Annotated in this window: 14 protein-coding genes; 5 read left to right on the plus strand and 9 right to left on the minus strand. The window is 71.5% G+C overall.

Translation table 11 applies throughout. The features are described from left to right. Positions 1-73: 73 nt before the first annotated feature. The 4 genes from IEY79_RS12970 to IEY79_RS12985 form a co-directional block, all read right to left on the minus strand. Positions 74-1,882, minus strand: a complete 1,809-nt coding sequence (locus tag IEY79_RS12970) for a serine/threonine-protein kinase (protein ID WP_189107590.1) — start codon at positions 1,880-1,882, stop codon at positions 74-76. Between the two features lie 221 nt (positions 1,883-2,103). Beyond that, on the minus strand, positions 2,104-5,373 hold the full coding sequence (locus tag IEY79_RS12975) for a serine/threonine kinase C-terminal domain-containing protein (RefSeq protein ID WP_189107591.1): 3,270 nt from the start codon (positions 5,371-5,373) through the stop codon (positions 2,104-2,106). A gap of 340 nt (positions 5,374-5,713) precedes the next feature. Next, on the minus strand, positions 5,714-7,642 hold the full coding sequence (locus IEY79_RS12980; RefSeq protein ID WP_373292536.1) for a serine/threonine-protein kinase: 1,929 nt from the start codon (positions 7,640-7,642) through the stop codon (positions 5,714-5,716). A gap of 501 nt (positions 7,643-8,143) precedes the next feature. Continuing rightward, on the minus strand, positions 8,144-9,850 hold the full coding sequence (locus IEY79_RS12985; RefSeq protein ID WP_189107593.1) for a glycerol-3-phosphate dehydrogenase/oxidase: 1,707 nt from the start codon (positions 9,848-9,850) through the stop codon (positions 8,144-8,146). A 257-nt stretch (positions 9,851-10,107) separates the two neighbouring features. Here IEY79_RS12985 and IEY79_RS12990 point away from each other — a divergent pair, with 257 nt between their 5' ends. After that, a complete protein-coding gene (locus IEY79_RS12990; protein WP_189107594.1) occupies positions 10,108-11,370 on the plus strand; it encodes a nucleotide sugar dehydrogenase in 1,263 nt (420 codons plus the stop codon). A 118-nt stretch (positions 11,371-11,488) separates the two neighbouring features. Further along, the gene (locus IEY79_RS12995) at positions 11,489-11,977 is read left to right on the plus strand and encodes a hypothetical protein (protein ID WP_189107595.1); all 489 of its coding nucleotides are present in this window, start codon (positions 11,489-11,491) and stop codon (positions 11,975-11,977) included. Between the two features lie 73 nt (positions 11,978-12,050). On the opposite strand, the gene IEY79_RS13000 is transcribed toward IEY79_RS12995, so the two are convergent. The 4 genes from IEY79_RS13000 to IEY79_RS13015 form a co-directional block, all read right to left on the minus strand. Continuing rightward, positions 12,051-13,175: a GuaB3 family IMP dehydrogenase-related protein gene (locus IEY79_RS13000; RefSeq protein ID WP_189107596.1), complete on the minus strand. Its 1,125-nt coding sequence runs from the start codon at positions 13,173-13,175 to the stop codon at positions 12,051-12,053. A gap of 114 nt (positions 13,176-13,289) precedes the next feature. Beyond that, on the minus strand, positions 13,290-14,792 hold the full coding sequence (guaB, locus tag IEY79_RS13005; RefSeq protein ID WP_189107597.1) for an IMP dehydrogenase: 1,503 nt from the start codon (positions 14,790-14,792) through the stop codon (positions 13,290-13,292). 127 nt (positions 14,793-14,919) lie between these two features. After that, the gene (locus IEY79_RS13010) at positions 14,920-15,495 is read right to left on the minus strand and encodes a sigma-70 family RNA polymerase sigma factor (RefSeq protein ID WP_189107598.1); all 576 of its coding nucleotides are present in this window, start codon (positions 15,493-15,495) and stop codon (positions 14,920-14,922) included. Between the two features lie 278 nt (positions 15,496-15,773). Beyond that, positions 15,774-16,385, minus strand: a complete 612-nt coding sequence (locus IEY79_RS13015; protein WP_003948568.1) for a response regulator transcription factor — start codon at positions 16,383-16,385, stop codon at positions 15,774-15,776. Between the two features lie 437 nt (positions 16,386-16,822). On the opposite strand from IEY79_RS13015, the gene IEY79_RS13020 reads away from it, so the two are divergent. Then, positions 16,823-17,146, plus strand: a complete 324-nt coding sequence (locus IEY79_RS13020; protein ID WP_189107599.1) for a WhiB family transcriptional regulator — start codon at positions 16,823-16,825, stop codon at positions 17,144-17,146. A 162-nt stretch (positions 17,147-17,308) separates the two neighbouring features. Here IEY79_RS13020 and IEY79_RS13025 read toward each other — a convergent pair whose 3' ends face one another. Further along, a complete protein-coding gene (locus IEY79_RS13025) occupies positions 17,309-18,205 on the minus strand; it encodes a LysR family transcriptional regulator (protein ID WP_189107600.1) in 897 nt (298 codons plus the stop codon). A 94-nt stretch (positions 18,206-18,299) separates the two neighbouring features. Here IEY79_RS13025 and IEY79_RS13030 point away from each other — a divergent pair, with 94 nt between their 5' ends. Next, on the plus strand, positions 18,300-19,055 hold the full coding sequence (locus IEY79_RS13030; protein ID WP_189107601.1) for an MOSC domain-containing protein: 756 nt from the start codon (positions 18,300-18,302) through the stop codon (positions 19,053-19,055). A 107-nt stretch (positions 19,056-19,162) separates the two neighbouring features. Then, complete coding sequence (locus tag IEY79_RS13035) at positions 19,163-19,966, plus strand: SDR family NAD(P)-dependent oxidoreductase (RefSeq protein WP_189107602.1); 804 nt, start codon at positions 19,163-19,165, stop codon at positions 19,964-19,966. The last annotated feature ends 9 nt before the right edge of the window (positions 19,967-19,975 follow it).

Genomic DNA, 19,975 nt, shown 5'->3' on the forward strand with positions numbered 1-19,975 from the left:
GCGGGTGCAGAGCCGTGACATCACGGTCTCAGTCATGCGTCGTAAGGGCTCGTGCGCTCGTGCGGGCCCGCCCTCACTCGCCCGTGCTGTCCGACCTGCCCTCGCCGTCCGGCTGCCAGCCGCCGAGCACGATGTCGAACTGGGACCGGGTGGTGGACCAGTCGCCGACCGGACCGGACATGTAGATCGCGTACTCGGTCGAGCCGTCGGCCGAGTAGTACATCTGGTCGATCGCGCGGCGCTCCCCCTTGTGACCCTGTCGCTCGGTCCAGGTGAACTCCCAGAGCGCGGCCTTCGTCTGGCCGCGGAAATTGTTGGGACGCATCTTGACCCGGTCGTACAGGGGCAGTTTGCCGACCTCCAGCTCCATGTTCTTCATGTGCTGGTACGGATTCTCGAAGTCCGGTGTGGTGTCGACGGCGATACGCAGGAGGTGGAGGCCGTTGTCGGGGGTGTAGTCGATCTGGTCGCCGTCCATCTGGCGCTGCCAGCCGTCGGGGACGATGAGGCTGAAGCCCGCCGGATCGTCCACCCGCACCCAGCCGTCGGGGACGGCGTCGCCGTCGGTGCTCTCGCCGCCGGTGCTCTCCTCTCCTCCGTCACCGTCCTCGCTGCCGCCCGTGCCGTTGTTCGGGCTCGGCTCCTTGCCGTCGTCGGAGGAGGATCCGCTCGGCTCCGGGTTCGCGCCGGCGCTCGTGCCCGGGTCGTCATTGTTCCCGGCCTCGATCGCGAAGTAGCCCGCGACGCCGCCGATCAGCGCGGCGGCGACGACCGCGACGACCACCACGGGCCAACGGCGCTTCGCGGCGGGCGTGGGGACGGTCTGGGGGCTGGTCGACTGCGGGTACGCGTGCGGCGGAGTGTGCCCGTACGGGGAGGGGTACGGCGTCGCGGTGTGCGGCGGCGGGGTGTGGAGGTGCTGGGGCTGGGGCTGGAGAGCCTGTGGGTGCTGGGCCTGGGGCTGTGAGGTCTCCGGCTGCTGGTCCTGCTGATGCGGTGTGTGGGGCGGCACCGGAGCGGTGGCGGCCTCCCGCCGTGCCGCCTCGGGCTCCCGCCCCTCCAGCACCTCCCGCAGCATCCGCTCGACCTCGGCCGAGTCCGGGCGGGCCTCCGGGTCCTTGTGCAGCAGCGCGGTGATCACGGGCGCGAGCGGCCCGGCACGTAGCGGAGCCGGGGGGTCGTCGGTGATCACGGCCTGCATGGTGGCCACCGCCGACGTACGGCGGAACGGTGACGTCCCTTCCACCGCCGTGTGCAGTGTCGCGCCGAGCGACCACAGGTCGGAGGCCGGTCCCGGATCGCTGCCGCGCACCCGCTCGGGGGCCAGGTAGTCGATGGAGCCGACGAGTTCACCGGTCCGGGTGATGGCCGAGTCGCCCTCGATGGCGGCGATCCCGAAGTCCGTCAGCAGCACCCGGCCGTCCCGCGCGAGCAGGACGTTGCCGGGCTTGACGTCGCGGTGCAGCACCCCCGCCGCGTGCGCCGCGCGCAGTGCGGCGAGCACCTGGAGGCCGATGCGAGCCGCCTCCCGCACCACGATGGGGTCGGACGTGAGCGCGTCGGCGAGCGAGGGGCCGTCCACGTACTGCATGACGATCCACGGCCGGCCGCCGTGGTCGAGCACGTCATGGACCGTCACCACGGCGGGATGGCTGATCCGGGCCGCGGCTCTGGCCTCTTTCTGGGTGCGGGCGTGCAGCACGGCGCGGTCGGCCGCCGAGACGTACAGCGCGGCCGTCAACTCCTTGACCGCGACTGTCCTGTTGAGCAGTTCGTCGTAGGCCCGCCAGACCTGGCCCATGCCGCCTCTGCCGATGGCTTCACCGAGCTTGTAGCGCCCGGCGAGCGTCTGGCCCTCGCGCGTTTCCTCAGAATGTTCCACGTGCCCCCGCCTGTGCCCCCGCCTGTTCCTCGGAATGACAGATTACGGAGCGGAGGCGCGGACGCGGAACCTGGGCCCGCGCATGAAACCGCACCGTGACACGGAACGTCGGGACCCGACGGCCCGTCAGCGGCCCCCAGGCGGGGGGCCGGTGGGGGATTCAGCGGCCGGTCGGTGGCCGGTCGCGGCTGGTCGGCCCCGGCCCCGCCGGCCGGTGGCCGTCAGCGGGTGATCCGGTAGGAGCCGGTGGCCTGTTGGTAGATCTCTGAGACCTTGTCCCGCTCGTTCTCCGGGCCGATGACCTGGATGATGTGGTAGCTGTCCTTCACGATCATGACGAGATTCCGGACGTAGACTTCCTGCCCGCTGCTGTTCTGCCAGGTGAACTGGCCCTCGGCCATGGGCTGTTGTCCGACGTCGATCCGGCGCAGGCCCGACGAAGTGGCCCACGACGAATCCCGGAAGGGCTGCAACTCCCGCTCCTTGTCGGCCTGATAGGCCATCGGGTCGTCGCCGTTGTCGGCCACGGTGTCGCGTCCCGGCACGACGATGAGCGTGTAGTCGCCGCGTACGTAACGGACTTGGCCGCTGTCGTTGATCGGCCTGCGCTCCCAGCTCTTGTCCACGCCGATCTCGAAGCCCTCGGTGTCCTTGCGCAGGACATAGCCGGCCGCGAGGTCGGCCGGGGAGCCGGAGGTCTGCGGTGTCGAGGAGTTGGGATCCGCCGGCTCGTCGGCGCCGTTGTCCGCGGTCGTGTCCGGGTCCTGCGGTCGCGGCGTCGCCGGCGCGCTCGGATTCGAACCGGCCCCGGTCCCCGACTGCTTCTCGTCGGCCTTCGGCAGGAACATCACCGCGAAGGCGATGGCCGCGGCCATCAGCAGGAGGATCACGACGAGCAGGACGCGCCCGAGCGAGCGCGGCGACCCGCCGCCCTTCGGCCGCTGCCTGGGCTCGCGGTACTCCCTGTCGCCGAAGTCGTCGTCCCGGTGGTCCCGTTCGGGGTAGGAGCGGTCCGGCTGCTCGCGGCGCGGCTCCACATAGGTCTCACCGCGCGACGCGTGCGCCAGACCGCGCCGCTCGGAGGATCTGCCGCCCCTCTCCTTGCGCTCCTTGACCTTTTTGTGGCGGTGCCGGCCGTCGCCGCCACGGCCGCGGCCCCGGCGCTTGCGGACCAGCTCGCCCCTGCGGCGCACTATGGGCAGGCGTTCGTCGACGGAGGGCACGGCGACGACGTCGAGGCCCGCGTCGGGCTCGGGCGCCGAGCGCACCAGCGAACGCAGCCAGCCGCGCAGCTCCTCGAAGTCGGGGCGCTCCGTGGGGTCCTGCCGGAGCAGCGACTCGACGACGGGACGCAGCGGGCCGCACTCCTCGGCGAACGCGGGCGGTTCGGCGCAGACGAGCTGGACCAGCTCGGCCGCGCTCTCCTCCGGATACGGGGCGTGGCCCTGGACCGCGCGGTAGAGCAGCGCGCCCAGCGCCCACAGGTCGGTGGACGGGCCGATGGGCGGGGCGAGCTGCCAGTTCTCGTGCACCGGGCCGGCCTGCTCGGGCGCCCACCGCTCGGTGACGGCGCCGACAACGGCTATCCGGGCCTGGCGCGCGCGTTCGGCGGCGAGCGGGGTGGCGGGGCCCCGGTACGCGGGGGTCGTGCCGCCCGCGACGACATCGTCCCAGCGGCCCGCCGGTGCGGTCGAGCCGGGGACGGCGGGCAGGTTCGACGACTGCCGCTGGGCGTCGGCGCGCATGGCGTCGCTGGTGCCCGAGCCGTGCCAACTGCCGCCGCCACCGCCGCCGGTCCCCGAGCCGCCCGCGCTCTGCTGCGGGAGATACGGGGACGAGCCGCCGGCCGGGGGCAGCGCCGGTACGCCGCGACCGCCCGTCGCCCGGTGGTACGGGTCGCCGCCGCCGGCGGACAGCGGGGCGGAGCCGTCGCCGGGGGCGGACGGACCGTCGTGCCAGGTACCGGCCAGCTGCACGCGGCGGGGCCGGCCCGGGTCGTCGTCGTCGGGGTCGTCGGCGTCAGTGTCGGTGTCGGTGTCGTACCTGCCGCGACCGGCGTCGATCTCGCGGGGCGGCAACGCCCACCAGTCGGGGTCGCGGTTGTCGCTCTGGGAGGGTCCGGCCGTTCCGGCCCCGCCCGGGGGGCCCTCCGGGGCGCCGCCGCGCCCGGCGGGGGCCGAGGGGTCCGACAGATGCACGGGGCGCTGTGCGGGCAGGGTGCCGCTGTCGCGCTGCTGCTGGTCCTCGGTGACACGGGCGGCGGCGCGTGCTCCGGCACGGTAGGCGGCGATGGCTCCCGCGCGCGCGGCGCGGGTGTCCGCCGGGCCGCCGCGGGAGGGGTTGGCGGGCAGGGCGGGCCTGCCCGTGTACGGGAGGACGGGTGCCGCTCCCGTACCGCTGTCGGCGGCCGTGCCCGGACCGCCATGGGTGTCCCGGCCGTCGGCGTCTTCCGCGCCGCCCTGGCCGCTGTCGGGGCGGGCGCCGGTGTCACCGGTGTCCGGGCCGCGGCCCACGCCGGGCAGCCCGGACGCGTCGGTCCCGTACGGGCCCTGGTCGTAAGGGACTTCGCCGTAGGACCGGCCGCCGTACGTGCCGTCCCCGTAGGTCGCCTCGCCGTACGGGCCGTCCGCGGAGCGGGCTGTCTCCAGCGCGGCGCGGCCCGGCGAGGCCGGCCCCACGGGCACGCCGAGCGCGGTCCCGGGCGGCAGCGCCTCGGAGGCGCCCGTCCGTCCGGCCGGGATACCCGCGGCGCCCGGGCCGCCGCCCGGCACGCCCGCCATGTCCGTACCGCCGCCGAGGCCGAGGCCCGTCTGCGGCTCCGGCGCCTGTTCGGTGCCCGGAACGGGCCCCGGAATCTCGCCGACGGGCCGGTAACCGGCGTCGAAACCGCCCTCCTCGGGCGATGCCGGCACCGGCATGTAGCCGCAGAGCGCCTCCTCGGCCGCGCCTGCCGCGAGGCCGGTGAGCACCACGCGCCCGTCGTCGCAGACGAGCACCGTGCGGATGGTGATGTTCCGGTGGGTCCAGCCGTGGGCGTGCAGGACCCGCACGGCGGTGAGCACGTCCGAGGCGATCTCGGCCGCGCGGTAGGGGTTGAGCGGCTTCTCGGCGAGCAGGGCGGCCAGCGGCCTGGCCGCGACCAGTTCACTCACTATCCACAGCGAGCCGCCCTCGGCGAAGACGTCGAAGACCTGGTCGAGCCGGGGGTGGTCGGGGATCTGCGCGGCGCTCTGGGCGGCATCGATGGCACGGCGCACCGCCGGGTCCGTGGGCCTGCGTGTCGTACGGCCCGAGACCCGCCGCGTGGCCGCGGCGCCGTCCGGGTCGACCATCTCGGCGTCCACGACCTCCGGCAACGGCACCTGCCTGACGAGGACTTCCTGCCCGCTGTAGGTGTCGAACGCACGTGTCTCGACGAGATCGAACTCGTCCGACGGAGGCAGGGGCAGGCGGTAGCGGTCGGCAAGCACCCGTCCCGCGTAGTCGTCCACGACGCCTCCCACACGCGCGCTGTCCCTGGGTCTCCGGATCGTCGGAGACCTCGCGAAACCGCCAATTCCGGTCGTTTACCGGCCCATTGTGACTGCGTACGGTCCGCGAGCTCTCACGATACGTGGCCGCACACAAATATGCCGCCGGGTCACCGCAACACAGGTCTTAACCTTCCCGGCAACCCGCGCCCGTACGCCCCGGCGCACCGGGCCACCACCCGCCGTGGCCCGTTCCGGTCATCGTGCGCGCCGCTCCACAGACAGTCGCATCAATCACCGGAACGGGTGGTATCGCCCACCAGTTCACGCCATCACGACGCGTTCACGCCGCGCCCCGCTGTCAGCCCGACGGCTTGAAAGTGCTGTGGGCCGTCTCACGGAGCGTCCGGCACTCGTCGTCGTCCCACTCGCTCGCCTCACAGGTGATCATGATCGCGTAGCCGTGCGTGGCGTCGACCTTGAAGCCACGGTTCAGCACACGCACCCGTTCGCCCCTCTGGTCGCGTTCGAACTCCCAGTCGGCGGTGGTCGGATAACCGTTGAACTCCACCGACTTGAGCCCCAGACGCTTGTAGTTGCCGAGGGTGCCCCGTATCTGGGCTTCGAGCTGCTCCCAGGCGCGCTTCGCGTCGTCGGTCGGGCTCGGGCTGAAGTCGACCTGGATACGGGGGAATCCGTTGTCCTCGCTGTAGATCCCGCCCGAGTTCTGGCCCGCCGTGTCGGTGAGCCGGAAGTCTTCGGGCATCGCCATGGAGAAGCGGAACTGCTTGTCCGTGATCACCTTGAAGTCGTCCGGCAGCCCCTTGCCGCCCGACCCGGCGTCGGAGTCGCCGGAACCCGGCCCCGAGTTGTCCGTGCCGGAGTCGTCCGAGGGCGTGGGGTCCGACGATTTGCCGTCACCGCTCTCCTTGGCCGAATCCGGCTGCTTGTCCTTGTCCTTCGTGTCGTCGGTGCCGCCCTTGGCGCCGTCACCGGCGGTGGCCCCGGCCGACGCGGCGGTGTCGTCCTTGCCCGTGTCGCCGCCGGCCGTCTTGTCGGAGTCGTCGCTCAGGGTGACGGCCAGGACGACCGCGAGGATCGCCAGCACGACGACACCGGCGATGATCATCAACGTGCGGCGCGGGACGACATCGGTGAGCGACGCCCTTGTGGCCGTGGTCCGTGCGGTGCCGGGGTCCGGTGTGGACGCGGGCGCGGACGGGGACGCCGCCGCAGCGCCCGTGCCGGCGCTTCCCGCACCGGCGCCCTTCGCGCTGCCCGGCCGCTGTGCGCCGCCGGCGACGCTCGCGCTGCCGACCGGTTCCTTGGTCCTGCTCTTCGACCGCGGCGCGGGCACCGGGGGGAGCGGCACGACCCGGGTCGCGCTGGCGGCCGGTTCGGGCAGTGCCGAGGGGTCGGGGGCGTCGATGACGTCCTGGAGCAGGGCCCGCGCACCCGGCTCGTCGAGCCGTAGCGCCGGGTCCTTGGCCAGCAGTCCGTAGATGACCTCTTCCAGCGCGCCCGCGTTCTTCGGCGGGTCGAGCGGCTCGGTCATGACGGCGGTGAGGGTCGCGATGGCCGACCCCTTGTCGTACGGCGGGCAGCCCTCCACCGACGCGTAGAGCAGTCCGCCCAGCGACCACAGGTCGGCGGCGGGGCCGGGCTTCTTGCCGCGGGCGCGCTCCGGCGAGATGTACGAGGGGGCGCCGACGAGCATGCCGGTCGAGGTGACCGACGGGTCGCCCTCGACCTGCGCGATGCCGAAGTCGGTGAGGACGACGCGTCCGTCGTCGGCGATCAGCACGTTGGACGGCTTCACGTCCCGGTGCAGAATGCCCTGACGGTGGGCCGAGCGCAGCACGTCGAGAATCGCGAGCCCGACCTCGGCGGCGCGTCTCGGGGTGAGGATCCCGTCCTCGCGGACGACATCGGCGAGGGACTTGCCCTCGATGAGTTCCATGACGATCCACGGCCGGTCGTCCTCGTCCACGACGTCGTAGACCGTGACCGCCCCGTTGCTGCGGATACGGGCGATCGCCTTGGCCTCGCGCAGTGTACGCGTGATGAGGCGGCGCTTCTCGTCCTCGTCGATGCTGGTGGGGAAGCGCAGCTCCTTGACGGCGACGGTACGGCCCAGCGTCTCGTCGACAGCCCGCCAGACCGTGCCCATTCCACCGCGGCCGAGCACCTCACCGAGTCGGTACCGTCCGGCGAGGAGGCGCCCCTCGGAGACCGGTTCGGCCTCGGAGGCCGATGGGGTCTCGGAGGCCGATCCGGCCTCTCGCTCCATGTCGTCCGTGTCGTTCCCGGGGTCCCGCGCCGTATCCCGCGACTGCTCCGCCTCCGCCATGCGTCCCCTCTGCGATCCCTGGTGTCCGCCCGCGCCTGGGCCTGACGTCAACTGTCGTCCGTCGGCCCTACGGGCGGGCGGGGCCAGTTCGAGGACAGGCCCCTATCGCCTGCCCGCGCGCGGCGCGGTAACGCGCCCTGACAGAGCCCTCATTGTCCCTCACTCCGGCGCATGCGATGCTCCCGGGTCCGCGGTCCGCCGCGACAATGTCCCAAGCGGAGTCCGGCGCGGGGCTGTTGGGCGGGACCTGGCGGATCGCGTCGCAGGTCATGCCCATGTTCGAGGCTCGAACAGGGGCGCCGGGAGCCGTTCGTCACAGGACCGCCCCAGGCGCCCCACCAGCCTCAAATCACCCCGGGAGCCCCGGCCACCTCGGACGAATCATCTCGGACATCGCCTCGACGACCCGGACACCCCGGACACCCCCGACGCCCCGGCACCTCACAGCGGCACGATGTCCGGCGCCCCGAGCCTCGCCGCGTCCGCCGTCAGGTCGTCCGGCTGCCGCTGCGACTCGCGCTCCGCCTCCACGCGCTTGCGGTAGTGCTCGACCTCCTTCTCGATCTGGTCCTTGTCCCAGCCGAGCACCGGTGCCATCAGCTCCGCGCACTCGGGCGCGGAGCGCGTCCCCCGGTCGAACGTCTCGATCGAGATGCGCGTCCGCCTCGTCAGGACGTCGTCCAGATGGCGCGCCCCCTCGTGCGACGCCGCGTACACGATCTCGGCCCGCAGATAGTCCTCGGCGGCGCCCAGCGGCTCGCCGAGCCCGGGGTCGGCCGCGATCAGGTCCAGCAGCTCCTCGACCATCGCCCCGTACCGGTTGAGCAGATGCTCCACGCGCACCACATGAAGTCCGGTCCGCGCGGCGATCCCCGCGCGCGCGTTCCACAGGGCGCGGTAGCCCTCGGCGCCGAGCAGCGGGGTGTCCTCCGTGACACAGTCCGCCACCCGCTGGTCGAGGCCGTGCACCACCTCGTCCACCGCGTCCTTGGCCATGACGCGGTACGTCGTGTACTTGCCGCCCGCGACGACGACCATGCCCGGCACCGGGTGCGCCACCGTGTGTTCGCGCGACAGCTTGCTCGTCGCGTCGGACTCGCCGGCCAGCAGCGGGCGGAGTCCCGCGTACACCCCCTCCACGTCGTCACGCGTCAGCGGTACGGCCAGGACCGAGTTGACGTGTTCGAGGAGATAGTCGATGTCCGCGCTGGAGGCGGCCGGATGCGCCTTGTCGAGGTCCCAGTCGGTGTCGGTGGTGCCCACGATCCAGTGCCTGCCCCACGGGATGACGAACAGCACCGACTTCTCGGTCCGCAGGATCAGCCCGGTGGAGGAGTGGATGCGGTCCTTGGGGACGACGAGGTGGATGCCCTTGGACGCCCTGACGTGGAACTGTCCGCGCTCGCCGATCAGCGCCTGGGTGTCGTCGGTCCACACGCCGGTCGCGTTGACGATCTGCTTCGCCCGGATCTCGTACTCACCGGCGCCGTCCACGTCCCGCACACGCGCCCCCACGACCCGCTCGCCCTCGCGCAGGAAGCCGACCACGCGGGCCCTGCTGGCGACACGCGCGCCGTAGCTCGCGGCCGTACGCACCAGGGTGGCCACATAACGCGCGTCGTCCATCTGCGCGTCGTAGTACTGCAACGCGCCCACCAGCGCGTCCTTCTTCAGCGCGGGAGCCGCGCGGAGCGCGTGGCGGCGGGAGAGATGGCGGTGCGCCGGCAGGCCCCGGCCGTGGCCCGAGGAGAGCGACATCGCGTCGTACAGCGCGACGCCCGATCCCGCGTAGAGCCGCTCCCACCCCTTGTGCCGCAACGGGTAGAGGAACGGCACCGGCTTCACCAGGTGCGGGGCCAGCCGCTCCAGCAGCAGGCCGCGCTCCTTGAGCGCCTCCCTGACGAGGCCGAAGTCGAGCATCTCCAGATAGCGCAGACCGCCGTGGATCAGTTTGCTCGACCGGCTCGACGTGCCCGAGGCCCAGTCGCGCGCCTCCACGAGCCCGGTCGAGAGTCCGCGGGTCACGGCGTCGAGCGCGGTCCCGGCACCGACCACGCCCGCGCCCACGACCAACACGTCCAGTTCACGCTCGGCCATCTCCGCCAGAGCCGTGGCACGCTCCTCCGGTCCCAGTGTCGCTGTCCTCACCGCTGCCTCCCGTCGCCCCCCGTGTTGTTCGGGCTCTTCGATTCTGTCCGCACTCACCGACTTCAGCCACCGGCTGTGGACAACACCGGCTGAAGATCGGATCGGACCCAATAATTCGGCAGACATGTCCACCAATATCCGGCCATGTAATGACGCATATCGGTCATATTTACGCCTAGTCTGACATTGCGCTCGCTCGTTCTGTCCACAGGGGTTGCGCTCTCTGTCCCCTCCGGTTAAGGGAAAGGACGGCCCACATGCCCGCAGACCTCGCCGTCATCGGACTCGGCCATCTCGGCCTCCCCCTCGCCCAGGCCGCCGTGGCCGCCGGCATCGAGACCATCGGCTACGACTCCGATCCACGGCCCGTCGCCGAACTCGCGGCGGGCCGCACCCCGGTCGACGGCTCGCTCACCGCCTCCGACGTGCGCCGTATGCTCTCCGGCGGCTTCCGGCCCACCACCAACCCGACCGAACTGGGCCGGGTCCGTACCGCCGTCATCTGCGCGCCCACCCCGCTGGGCCCCGACCGCACGCTGGATCTCACCGCCGTCGGCGAGGCCGCGCACGCCCTGGCCGCCCGGCTGCGCCCGCACACGACCGTTCTCCTCGAATCACCGGCGGGCCCCGGCACCACGGAGGGGTTTCTGCGCACGATCCTGGAAGAGGGCTCGGGCCTGCGCGCCGGACGCGACTTCCACCTCGCGTACTCCCCCGGCCGTCTCGACCCCGGCCGGCGCACCCACGGCCACACCAACACCCCCAAGGTGATCGGCGGACTCACCCCGGCCTGCACCGAATCGGCCGCCGCCTTCTACGGACGTCTCACCGACAAGGTGGTCCGCGCGCGCGGCCCGCGCGAGGCGGAGACCGTCAAGCTCCTCGAAACGAACTTCAGACACGTCAACATCGCCCTGGTCAACGAGATGGCCGTGCTCTGCCACGATCTCGGCGTCGACCTCTGGGACGTCATCCGGTGCGCCGAGACCAAGCCGTTCGGCTTCCAGGCCTTCCGCCCCGGCCCCGGCGTGGGCGGCCACGGCGTCCCCATGGACCCCAGCTACCTCCCGCACGCGGGCCGCACCCCCGGCCACCCGCTGCGCATGGTCGGGCTCGCGCAGGAGATCAACACACGCATGCCGCAGTACGTGATCCAGCGCTGCGCCACGCTCCTCAACGAGCACGGCAAGTCCGCGCGCGGCGCCCGTGTCCTGCTGCTCGGCGTCACCTACAAGCAGGACCACGCCGACCAGGAGAGCTCACCGGCCACCGAGATCGCCTGCCGGCTGATGGACCTGGGCGCGACGGTCAGCTACCAGGACCCGTACGTCCCCGACTGGCGCGTACGTGATCTGCCGGTCCCGCGCGCCGACTCTCTTTACGAGGCCGCGGCGCAGGCGGATCTGACGGTGCTGCTCCAGCACCACCGTACGTACGACCTCCAGGGCCTCGCCGTGAAGGCGCAGTTGCTGCTCGACACCCGGGGAGCGAGCCCGGCGGGCGCGGCGCACCGGCTCTGAGACGGCGGGCCCGTCCGCCGTCCACCTCCGGACAATTGCCTGGGGCGGTGTCGTAGCGGACTGCTATGGTCCAGGGCGCTCGCACAACGGTGCGAGCTTTCCTTGGGGGATTCTTCACATGAGCCAGCAATTCCAGCCGCCCGGAAACCCGTTCGCCGGCGGTCCGGTCCCGCCCGGCCCGGGCAACCCCTTCGCGCCGGCCCCGCCGGTCCGCGACAACGTGGGCCTCGGGCTGGCGGCGGCGGCCGTCACCGCGATCGCCGCCGCCGCGATCTACGGCGGCATCGCCGGTGCGATCGAGAGCGAGATCGGTTTCGCCGCGATCGCTGTCGGCTTCGTCATCGGTCTGGTCGCGGGCAAGGTCGGTGGACCCAACCCGATCCTCGGCGTCGTCAGCGCCGTATTCGCGCTGGCAGCTGTCTACCTGGGCCAGATCTTCGGCATCGCGATCATCGGGGCCGAGGAGCTGGGCCTGTCGACGACCGAGATGCTGTTCGACCACTTCAGCCTGCTGACCGACGCGTGGAACGCGGGCAAGGAAGCGATGACGTTCCTCTTCTTCGCCCTCGCCGCGTTCGCCGCGTTCTCGGCGGCCAAGAAGGCCTGACCGCGCGGCGGCAGCGGTCCACGAACGCGAAGGGTGCCCCGGACACGTACGGTCCGGGGCACCCTTCGCGCGTTCAGCGGCTGTGCTGCGAGTCCGCGACCGTCACCTCGACGCGCTGGAACTCCTTGAGTTCGCTGTAACCGGTCGTCGCCATCGCCCTCTTGAGCGCGCCGAAGAAGTTCATCGAGCCGTCCGGGCTGTGCGAGGGGCCGGTCAGGACCTCCTCGGTGGTCCCGACGACGCCCAGGTCCACCAACTTGCCGCGCGGCACGTCCTCGTGGACCGCCTCCATGCCCCAGTGGCGCCCCTTGCCCGGCGCGTCGCTCGCGCGCGCCAGCGGGGAGCCCATCATCACCGCGTCCGCCCCGCACGCCACGGCCTTGGGCAGATCGCCGGACCAGCCCACGCCGCCGTCGGCGATCACGTGCACGTACCGGCCGCCGGACTCGTCCATGTAGTCGCGCCGCGCGGCGGCCACGTCCGCGACGGCGGTCGCCATCGGCACCTGGATGCCCAGCACGTTGCGGGTGGTGTGCGCCGCCCCGCCGCCGAAGCCCACGAGCACACCGGCAGCGCCGGTACGCATCAGGTGCAGCGAGGCGGTGTACGTGGCGCAGCCCCCGACGATGACCGGGACGTCCAGCTCGTAGATGAACTGCTTCAGGTTCAGCGGCTCGGCCGCGCCCGACACATGCTCGGCGGAGACCGTCGTCCCCCGGATGACGAAGATGTCGACCCCGGCGTCCACAACCGCCTTGGAGAACTGGGCGGTTCGCTGCGGCGACAGCGCGGCGGCCGTGACCACGCCCGAGTCGCGCACCTCCTTGATGCGCCGGCCGATCAGCTCCTCCTGGATCGGCGCGGAGTAGATCTCCTGGAGCCTGCGGTTGGCGGTCGCCCGGTCCAGCTCGGCGATCTCGTCCAGCAGCGGCTGCGGGTCCTCGTAACGGGTCCACAGACCTTCGAGGTTGAGCACCCCGAGACCGCCCTGCTCACCGATGCGGATCGCGGTGCTCGGCGAGACGATGGAGTCCATGGGGGCGGCCAGGAACGGCAGCTCGAAGCGGTAGGCGTCGATCTGCCAGGCGATCGAGACCTCCTTCGGGTCGCGGGTGCGCCGGCTGGGGACGACGGCGATGTCGTCGAAGGCGTACGCCCGGCGTCCGCGCTTGCCGCGGCCGATCTCGATCTCAGTCACGATGTGTGGCCTTTCCTCTGCGTCTGCGGCTTCAGTATCCCCGACCCGCCCCGGCACACCGGTGAGGGGCGGCCCCGAATCGAGCGGGGCCGCCCCTCACCGACGAGCCGGAGGTCAGCGCCTGGTGTAGTTCGGCGCCTCGACCGTCATCTGGATGTCGTGCGGGTGGCTCTCCTTGAGACCCGCGGAGGTGATCCGTACGAAGCGGCCGTTCTCCTGAAGCTGCGGGACGGTGCGGCCACCGACGTAGAACATCGACTGCCGCAGTCCGCCGGTCAGTTGGTGCACGACCGAGGAGAGCGGACCGCGGTAGGGCACCTGGCCCTCGATGCCCTCGGGCACCAGCTTCTCGTCGGACGCCACACCCTCCTGGAAATACCGGTCCTTGGAGAACGAACGCTGCTCGCCGCGGGTCTGCATCGCGCCCAGCGAGCCCATGCCGCGATACGACTTGAACTGCTTGCCGTTGATGAACATCAGCTCGCCCGGCGACTCCTCGCAGCCCGCGAGCAGCGAGCCGAGCATCACCGTGTCGGCGCCCGCGACCAGGGCCTTCGCGATGTCGCCGCTGTACTGGAGACCGCCGTCACCGATGACCGGGACGCCGGCGGCCTTCGCGGCCAGCGACGCCTCGTAGATCGCCGTGACCTGCGGGACGCCGATACCGGCGACGACGCGCGTCGTACAGATGGAGCCGGGGCCCACACCCACCTTGATGCCGTCGACACCGGCGTCGATCAGGGACTGGGCGCCGTCGCGGGTGGCGATGTTGCCGCCGATGACATCGACGGTGCTGTTCGACTTGATCTTGGCGACCATGTCACCGACGAGCCGGGAGTGGCCGTGCGCGGTGTCGACGACGATGAAGTCGACGCCCGCCTCGACGAGCGCCTGGGCTCGTTCGTACGCGTCACCGGCGACACCGACGGCCGCGCCGACGAGGAGCCGGCCGTCCGCGTCCTTGGCCGCGTTGGGGTACTTCTCGGCCTTGACGAAGTCCTTGACCGTGATGAGGCCCTTGAGGAGACCGGCGTCGTCGACGAGCGGCAGCTTCTCGATCTTGTGGCGGCGCAGCAGCTCCATGGCGTCCACGCCGGAGATGCCGACCTTGCCGGTGACCAGCGGCATCGGCGTCATGACCTCGCGCACCTGGCGCGTACGGTCCGACTCGAAGGCCATGTCACGGTTGGTGACGATGCCGAGCAGCTTGCCCGCGCGGTCGGTGACCGGGACGCCGCTGATCCGGAACTTGGCGCAGAGCTGGTCCGCCTCGCCGAGCGTCGCGTCGGGGTTGACCGTGATCGGGTCGGTGACCATGCCGGACTCGGAGCGCTTCACGAGGTCGACCTGGTTCGCCTGGTCGGCGATCGACAGATTGCGGTGCAGTACGCCGGCGCCGCCCTGCCGCGCCATGGCGATGGCCATGCGCGCCTCGGTGACCTTGTCCATCGCCGCGGAGAGCAGCGGGATGTTCACCTTGACGTTCTTCGAGATGTGCGAGGAGGTGTCGATCTCGTCGGGCGTCATGTCGGACGCGCCCGGGAGCAGCAGCACGTCGTCGTATGTCAGCCCGAGCGTCGCGAACTTCTCGGGCACTCCGTCGACGTTTGCAGTCATGACACCTTCCCCAAATGGCCTTGATCGGTGCGGATGTCCATGCTAACGGGAAGCGGAGGCGTCTGATTCCACGGTCCCCGCTCCCGCGGAGTCGCCCGCCGTCGTCCGGCCCGGCGGCCGGGTGCGGCTACTGCTCGGCGAGCGCGCGCAGTCTGCTGAGCGCGCGGTGCTGCGCGACCCGTACGGCGCCGGGCGACATCCCCAGCATCTGGCCGGTCTCCTCGGCGGTCAGCCCCACGGCGACCCGCAGGACCAGCAGTTCGCGCTGGTTGTCCGGGAGGTTGGCGAGGAGCTTCTTCGCCCACTCGGCGTCGCTGCTGAGCAGCGCGCGCTCCTCCGGGCCGAGGGAGTCGTCGGGCCGCTCGGGCATCTCGTCCGAGGGCACCGCCGTCGATCCGGGGTGCCGCATGGCGGCCCGCTGGAGATCGGCGACCTTGTGCGCGGCGATGGCGAAGACGAAGGCCTCGAAGGGCCTGCCGGTGTCCCTGTAGCGCGGGAGCGCCATCAGGACCGCGACGCAGACCTCCTGCGCGAGGTCCTCCACGAAGTGGCGGGCGTCACCCGGCAGTCGGTTGAGCCGGGTGCGGCAGTAACGCAGCGCGAGGGGGTGTACGTGGGCCAGAAGATCGTGCGTGGCCTGCCCGTCCCCCTCGACGGCACGGTGAACGAGCGCACCGATCACCGTGGTCTCGTCATCGCGCATCCGCCCATGGTGCCTCGGAGCCTGCCGATCCGTGGCGCCGCGTTCATAGTTGTGCACCGAAGCGTTATGAGCAGGTGCGCCGGAACTCATCTCCTGCGCCCTCCTCTTCCGCTCGCCCGACTCGTCCCCGAGGAACTCCACATCTCAAGGATGCGGCATCGGGCGGGAAACTGTGGCGGGCGGGCACCGGTGACCCTCTCCGCCGCCCCGTCCGCCGCACGGGCAGACGGGGTTACGCGACTGTCCGGACGAGCTGCCCGTACGGCTCCGACCAGCGCCTAACGGACCAGACCCCAGCGGAATCCGAGGGCCACCGCGTGTGCGCGGTCGGATGCGCCGAGCTTCTTGAAAAGCCTCCGGGCGTGTGTCTTGACCGTGTCCTCCGAGAGGAAGAGCTCGCGCCCGATCTCCGCGTTCGACCGGCCGTGGCTCATGCCTTCGAGCACCTGGATCTCACGCGCGGTGAGCGTGGGCGCGGCGCCCATCTCGGCCGACCTGAGCCGGCGCGGGGCGAGCCGCCACGTCGGGTCGGCGAGCGCCTGTGTGACGGTCGCGCGCAGCTCCGCGCGGGACGCGTCCTTGTGCAGATAGCCGCGGGCGCCGGCGGCGACCGCGAGCGCGACACCGTCCAGGTCCTCGGCGACCGTGAGCATGATGATCCGGGCGCCCGGGTCGGCGGACAGCAGCCGGCGGACGGTCTCGACGCCGCCCAGACCGGGCATGCGTACGTCCATCAGAATCAGGTCCGAGCGGTCGGCGCCCCAGCGGCGGAGGACTTCCTCACCGTTGGCCGCGGTCGTCACGCGCTCGACGCCGGGCACGGTCGCAACCGCGCGGCGCAGCGCCTCTCGGGCAAGCGGGGAGTCGTCGCAGACGAGGACGGATGTCATGGCCGCCCTCCGCAGCTGATGCGCGTCACCTTGAGCCTCCAGGCTGAGTACATGTGGTCACCTGTGCGATTGACGCCACCGGACATGTGCCCGATCGCTTCTTCCTTCAACCGCCTCGATCACTCAACGACGGTCACTCGAAAGAGTTACGGGTCCTGAATCGCCTTCGGCACTCTACGTGAGGAGGTGCACACAGAGCAGAGCCTCGCAGGTCATCGCGCGATCACTCCGAGCCATGCCCCATTTAGCGCCATTTCTTCCCTTTTGCTGGTGTCTGTGGCTAGATTCGCAATGAGTCATATTTACATCTACTTACACAGGAGATGTACGGTCGTGAGCAGGTGTGGTCGGCACGTCGGGCTCGTACCGGCGTCTCGGGGCGCGTCTGACGGCTTGGCGACCCATATCCGCCTCCACGGATGCAAGGGACATGAGCAATGGCAGATTTCTCCCGCCTTCCCGGACCGAACGCAGATCTGTGGGACTGGCAGCTCCTCGCGGCCTGTCGCGGCGTCGACAGTTCACTGTTCTTTCACCCCGAGGGAGAGAGGGGTGCGGCACGCAGCGCTCGCGAAACCTCCGCGAAAGAGGTGTGCATGAGATGCCCGGTCCGCGCGCAGTGCGCGGCGCACGCGCTGGCGGTGCGGGAGCCGTACGGCGTGTGGGGCGGGCTGACGGAGGACGAACGCGAAGAACTGATGGGGCGCGCGCGCACCCGGCTGATCACGACCACGGGGACGAACGGGTCGGAACGCACCTGACCTGCGACAAACATTGCGCAGAAACGTTTCTGCACTGACCGCGCCGCACACGCTCCGAGAATCGCGCTCCCGTCACCGGCGGGAGCGGGGCAGAGGGCGGGGGCAGGGGCGGGGGTGGGGGCGGGACCGGCGGGTTGGGGACAGGGCCCGCGGTGGACGGTGTCAGCGCGACGCGGCCCGTTCCAGTTCATCCAGCGTCGCCGCCACCGCAGGGACCCGCGCCAGATCGGGCAGGGTGAGCGCGACGATCTCCCGCCGGACCGCGGGCTCGACAGTGACCGTACGGGCGGCCTTCGGCAGCACCGACTCCATCGCCAGCTCCGGCAGGAAAGCCACCCCGAGCCCGGCCCCGACCAGGCCGATCACCGCGGGGTAGTCGTCCGTCGCGAAGTCGATACGGGGGGTGAAGCCCGCCTTCTCGCAGGCTTCCACCAGTTGGTGACGGCAGCGCGGACAGCCCGCGATCCAGGACTCGTCGGCGAGGTCCCCGATGGAGACGGTCGTGGCCCCGGCCAGCGGATGGCCCACGGGGAGCAGCCCCACCAGCCGGTCGGTGAGCAGCGGGCGTACGACCAGGTCGTCCCACTCCTCGAATCCGCCGGCGGAGTCGTAACGGAACGCCAGCGCCACGTCGCAGTCGCCGTCGCGCAGCATCTCGACGGAGCGTGGCGGTTCCGCGTCGACCAGCGAGACCTGGGTGCCGGGGTGGGCGGCGCGCAGGGCGGCCAGTGCGGCGGGGACGAGTGTGGAGCTGCCGCTCGGGAACGAGACCAGCCGGACCCGGCCTGCCCGCAGGCCCGCGATGGCGGCGACCTCCTCCTCGGCGGCGGTGAGTCCCGACAGGATGCCCGTCGCGTGCCGTACGAGTACTTCGCCGGCCTGGGTGAGGCGCATCTCCCGGCTGGTCCTGATCAGCAGGGTCGTACCGACCGAGGCTTCGAGGACCTTCATCTGCTGGCTCACGGCGGGCTGGGTGCAGCCCAGCTCCCGCGCCGCCGCGGAGAAGGAGCCGGTGGCGGCGACGGCGCGCAGGACACGGAGATGACGGGCTTCGAGCACCCTCCAAACATAAGGGATGCTTGGGGGGACGAAGAAATTGGAGGCGGAGCATTTGAGAGGCGTGGGACCGGGGCGGCGGGTTAGCGTGCCTGGCATGAGAGTTCTGACCGTCAATGTGGGCCGTCCCAAGACCGTCGCGTACACGGACGCGCCGGGGGGCGAGACCGGTATCGACAAACAGCCGGTGGACGGCCCGGTCGCGGTGCGCGATCCCGGCCGGAAAGGCACGGGCGCGAGCGGTCTCGTCGGGGACACGGTGTGCGATCTGCGCCATCACGGCGGCAGCGACCAGGCCGTGTACGTGTACGCGCGGGAGGATCTCGACTTCTGGGAGCGGGAGTTGGGGCGCCCGCTGGCCAACGGCGGCTTCGGCGAGAATCTCACGACGTCCGGTCTCGATCTCAACGGGACAAAGATCGGGGAGCGTTGGCGGGTCGGTCCCGATCTGGTGCTGGAGGCCACGAGCGGCCGGATCCCGTGCCGTACGTTCGCCGGCTGGCTCGGTGAGAGGGGATGGGTCAGGCGGTTCACCCAACAGGGCGTCACCGGTGCGTACTTCCGGGTCCTGGTGCCCGGTGAGGTCCGGGCGGGCGACCCGGTCGAGATCGTGCACCGGCCCGACCACGAGGTGACGGTGGCTCTCGCCTTCCGGGCCGTGACCACCGAGCGTGAGCTGCTGCCGCACGTGCTGGCCGCCGGAGAGGCGCTGCACATCGAGGAGTTGAGGACCGCGCGGGAGTACGTGGCGAAACACGGCGGCGGGGCGGTCGGCGCCGGGAGGGTCCCGGGCCCGGCCGGCGGTGGTGCCGACGGCGCGGTCGGCAGCACCGAGAGTGCCGGGGCCGTGTAACGCGAAGCCCGGGGACAGCAGCGGGACGGCGAGAGGTACGCCGGGGGCGCCTTCCGCCCGTCGGACAGCCGTTCGCGCCGGGCGCGCGACCGTCTAACGTGCCGCCTATGACGACTGCTTTGATTACGGGCGCGACAGCGGGGATCGGCGCCGCGTTCGCGCGGCGGCTGGCGGCGGGCGGGACCACCCGGTCCGGCGGGGTGGGAAGCGGCCACAACCTGGTCCTGGTCGCGCGCGACACCGAGCGCCTTCAGCACCAGGCGACCGAACTCCACGACCTGCACGGCATCGAGGCGGAGGTACTGACCGCCGACCTCTCCACGGACCTGGGCATCGCCGCGGTCGAGGAGCGTCTCGGGGACCGTAAGCACCCCATCGATCTGCTGGTCAACAACGCGGGGTTCGGGAACAAGGGCCGGTTCCTCGACGTCTCGATGGCCGACGAGCTGACGATGCTGAAGGTGCACTGCGAGGCGATGCTGCGGCTGACGTCGGCGGCCGTCATCGGAATGAGGGAGCGCGGGCGGGGCGGGGTGGTGAACGTCTCGTCGGTGGCCGCGTTCGTGCCGCGCGGGACGTACGGCGCGTCGAAGGCGTGGGTCGTGCAGTTCACACAGGGCGCTGCCCGGGACCTGGAGGGAACAGGGGTGCGGCTGATGGCGCTCTGTCCCGGCTTCACGCGGACGGAGTTCCACGACCGGGCGGGCATGGGGACGGAGAACATCCCCAACTGGATGTGGCTGGACGCCGACAAGCTGGTGACGGCCGCGCTGGACGACCTGGCGCGCGGCAAGGTGGTGTCGGTGCCCGATCCCCGGTACAAGGCGCTGATGAGCGCGGTGAAGCTGGCGCCCCGCGGGCTGCTCGGCGGGCTCACGTCGAAGACCGGGCGGAAGTACGGCCCGCAGTAGCGCGGGGCG

Source organism: Streptomyces camponoticapitis, from assembly GCF_014646115.1.
Taxonomy (GTDB): domain Bacteria; phylum Actinomycetota; class Actinomycetes; order Streptomycetales; family Streptomycetaceae; genus Streptomyces; species Streptomyces camponoticapitis.

Excerpts from the sequence above, each read along its gene's own strand:
- IEY79_RS12980 (WP_373292536.1), bottom strand. The coding sequence starts at position 7,642 with ATGGAGCGAGAGGCCGGATCGGCCTCCGAGACCCCATCGGCCTCCGAG.
- IEY79_RS12990 (WP_189107594.1), top strand. The coding sequence starts at position 10,108 with ATGCCCGCAGACCTCGCCGTCATCGGACTCGGCCATCTCGGCCTCCCC.
- IEY79_RS12995 (WP_189107595.1), top strand. The coding sequence starts at position 11,489 with ATGAGCCAGCAATTCCAGCCGCCCGGAAACCCGTTCGCCGGCGGTCCG.
- guaB (WP_189107597.1), bottom strand. The coding sequence starts at position 14,792 with ATGACTGCAAACGTCGACGGAGTGCCCGAGAAGTTCGCGACGCTCGGG.
- IEY79_RS13010 (WP_189107598.1), bottom strand. The coding sequence starts at position 15,495 with ATGCGCGATGACGAGACCACGGTGATCGGTGCGCTCGTTCACCGTGCC.
- IEY79_RS13015 (WP_003948568.1), bottom strand. The coding sequence starts at position 16,385 with ATGACATCCGTCCTCGTCTGCGACGACTCCCCGCTTGCCCGAGAGGCG.
- IEY79_RS13020 (WP_189107599.1), top strand. The coding sequence starts at position 16,823 with ATGGCAGATTTCTCCCGCCTTCCCGGACCGAACGCAGATCTGTGGGAC.
- IEY79_RS13030 (WP_189107601.1), top strand. The coding sequence starts at position 18,300 with ATGAGAGTTCTGACCGTCAATGTGGGCCGTCCCAAGACCGTCGCGTAC.
- IEY79_RS13035 (WP_189107602.1), top strand. The coding sequence starts at position 19,163 with ATGACGACTGCTTTGATTACGGGCGCGACAGCGGGGATCGGCGCCGCG.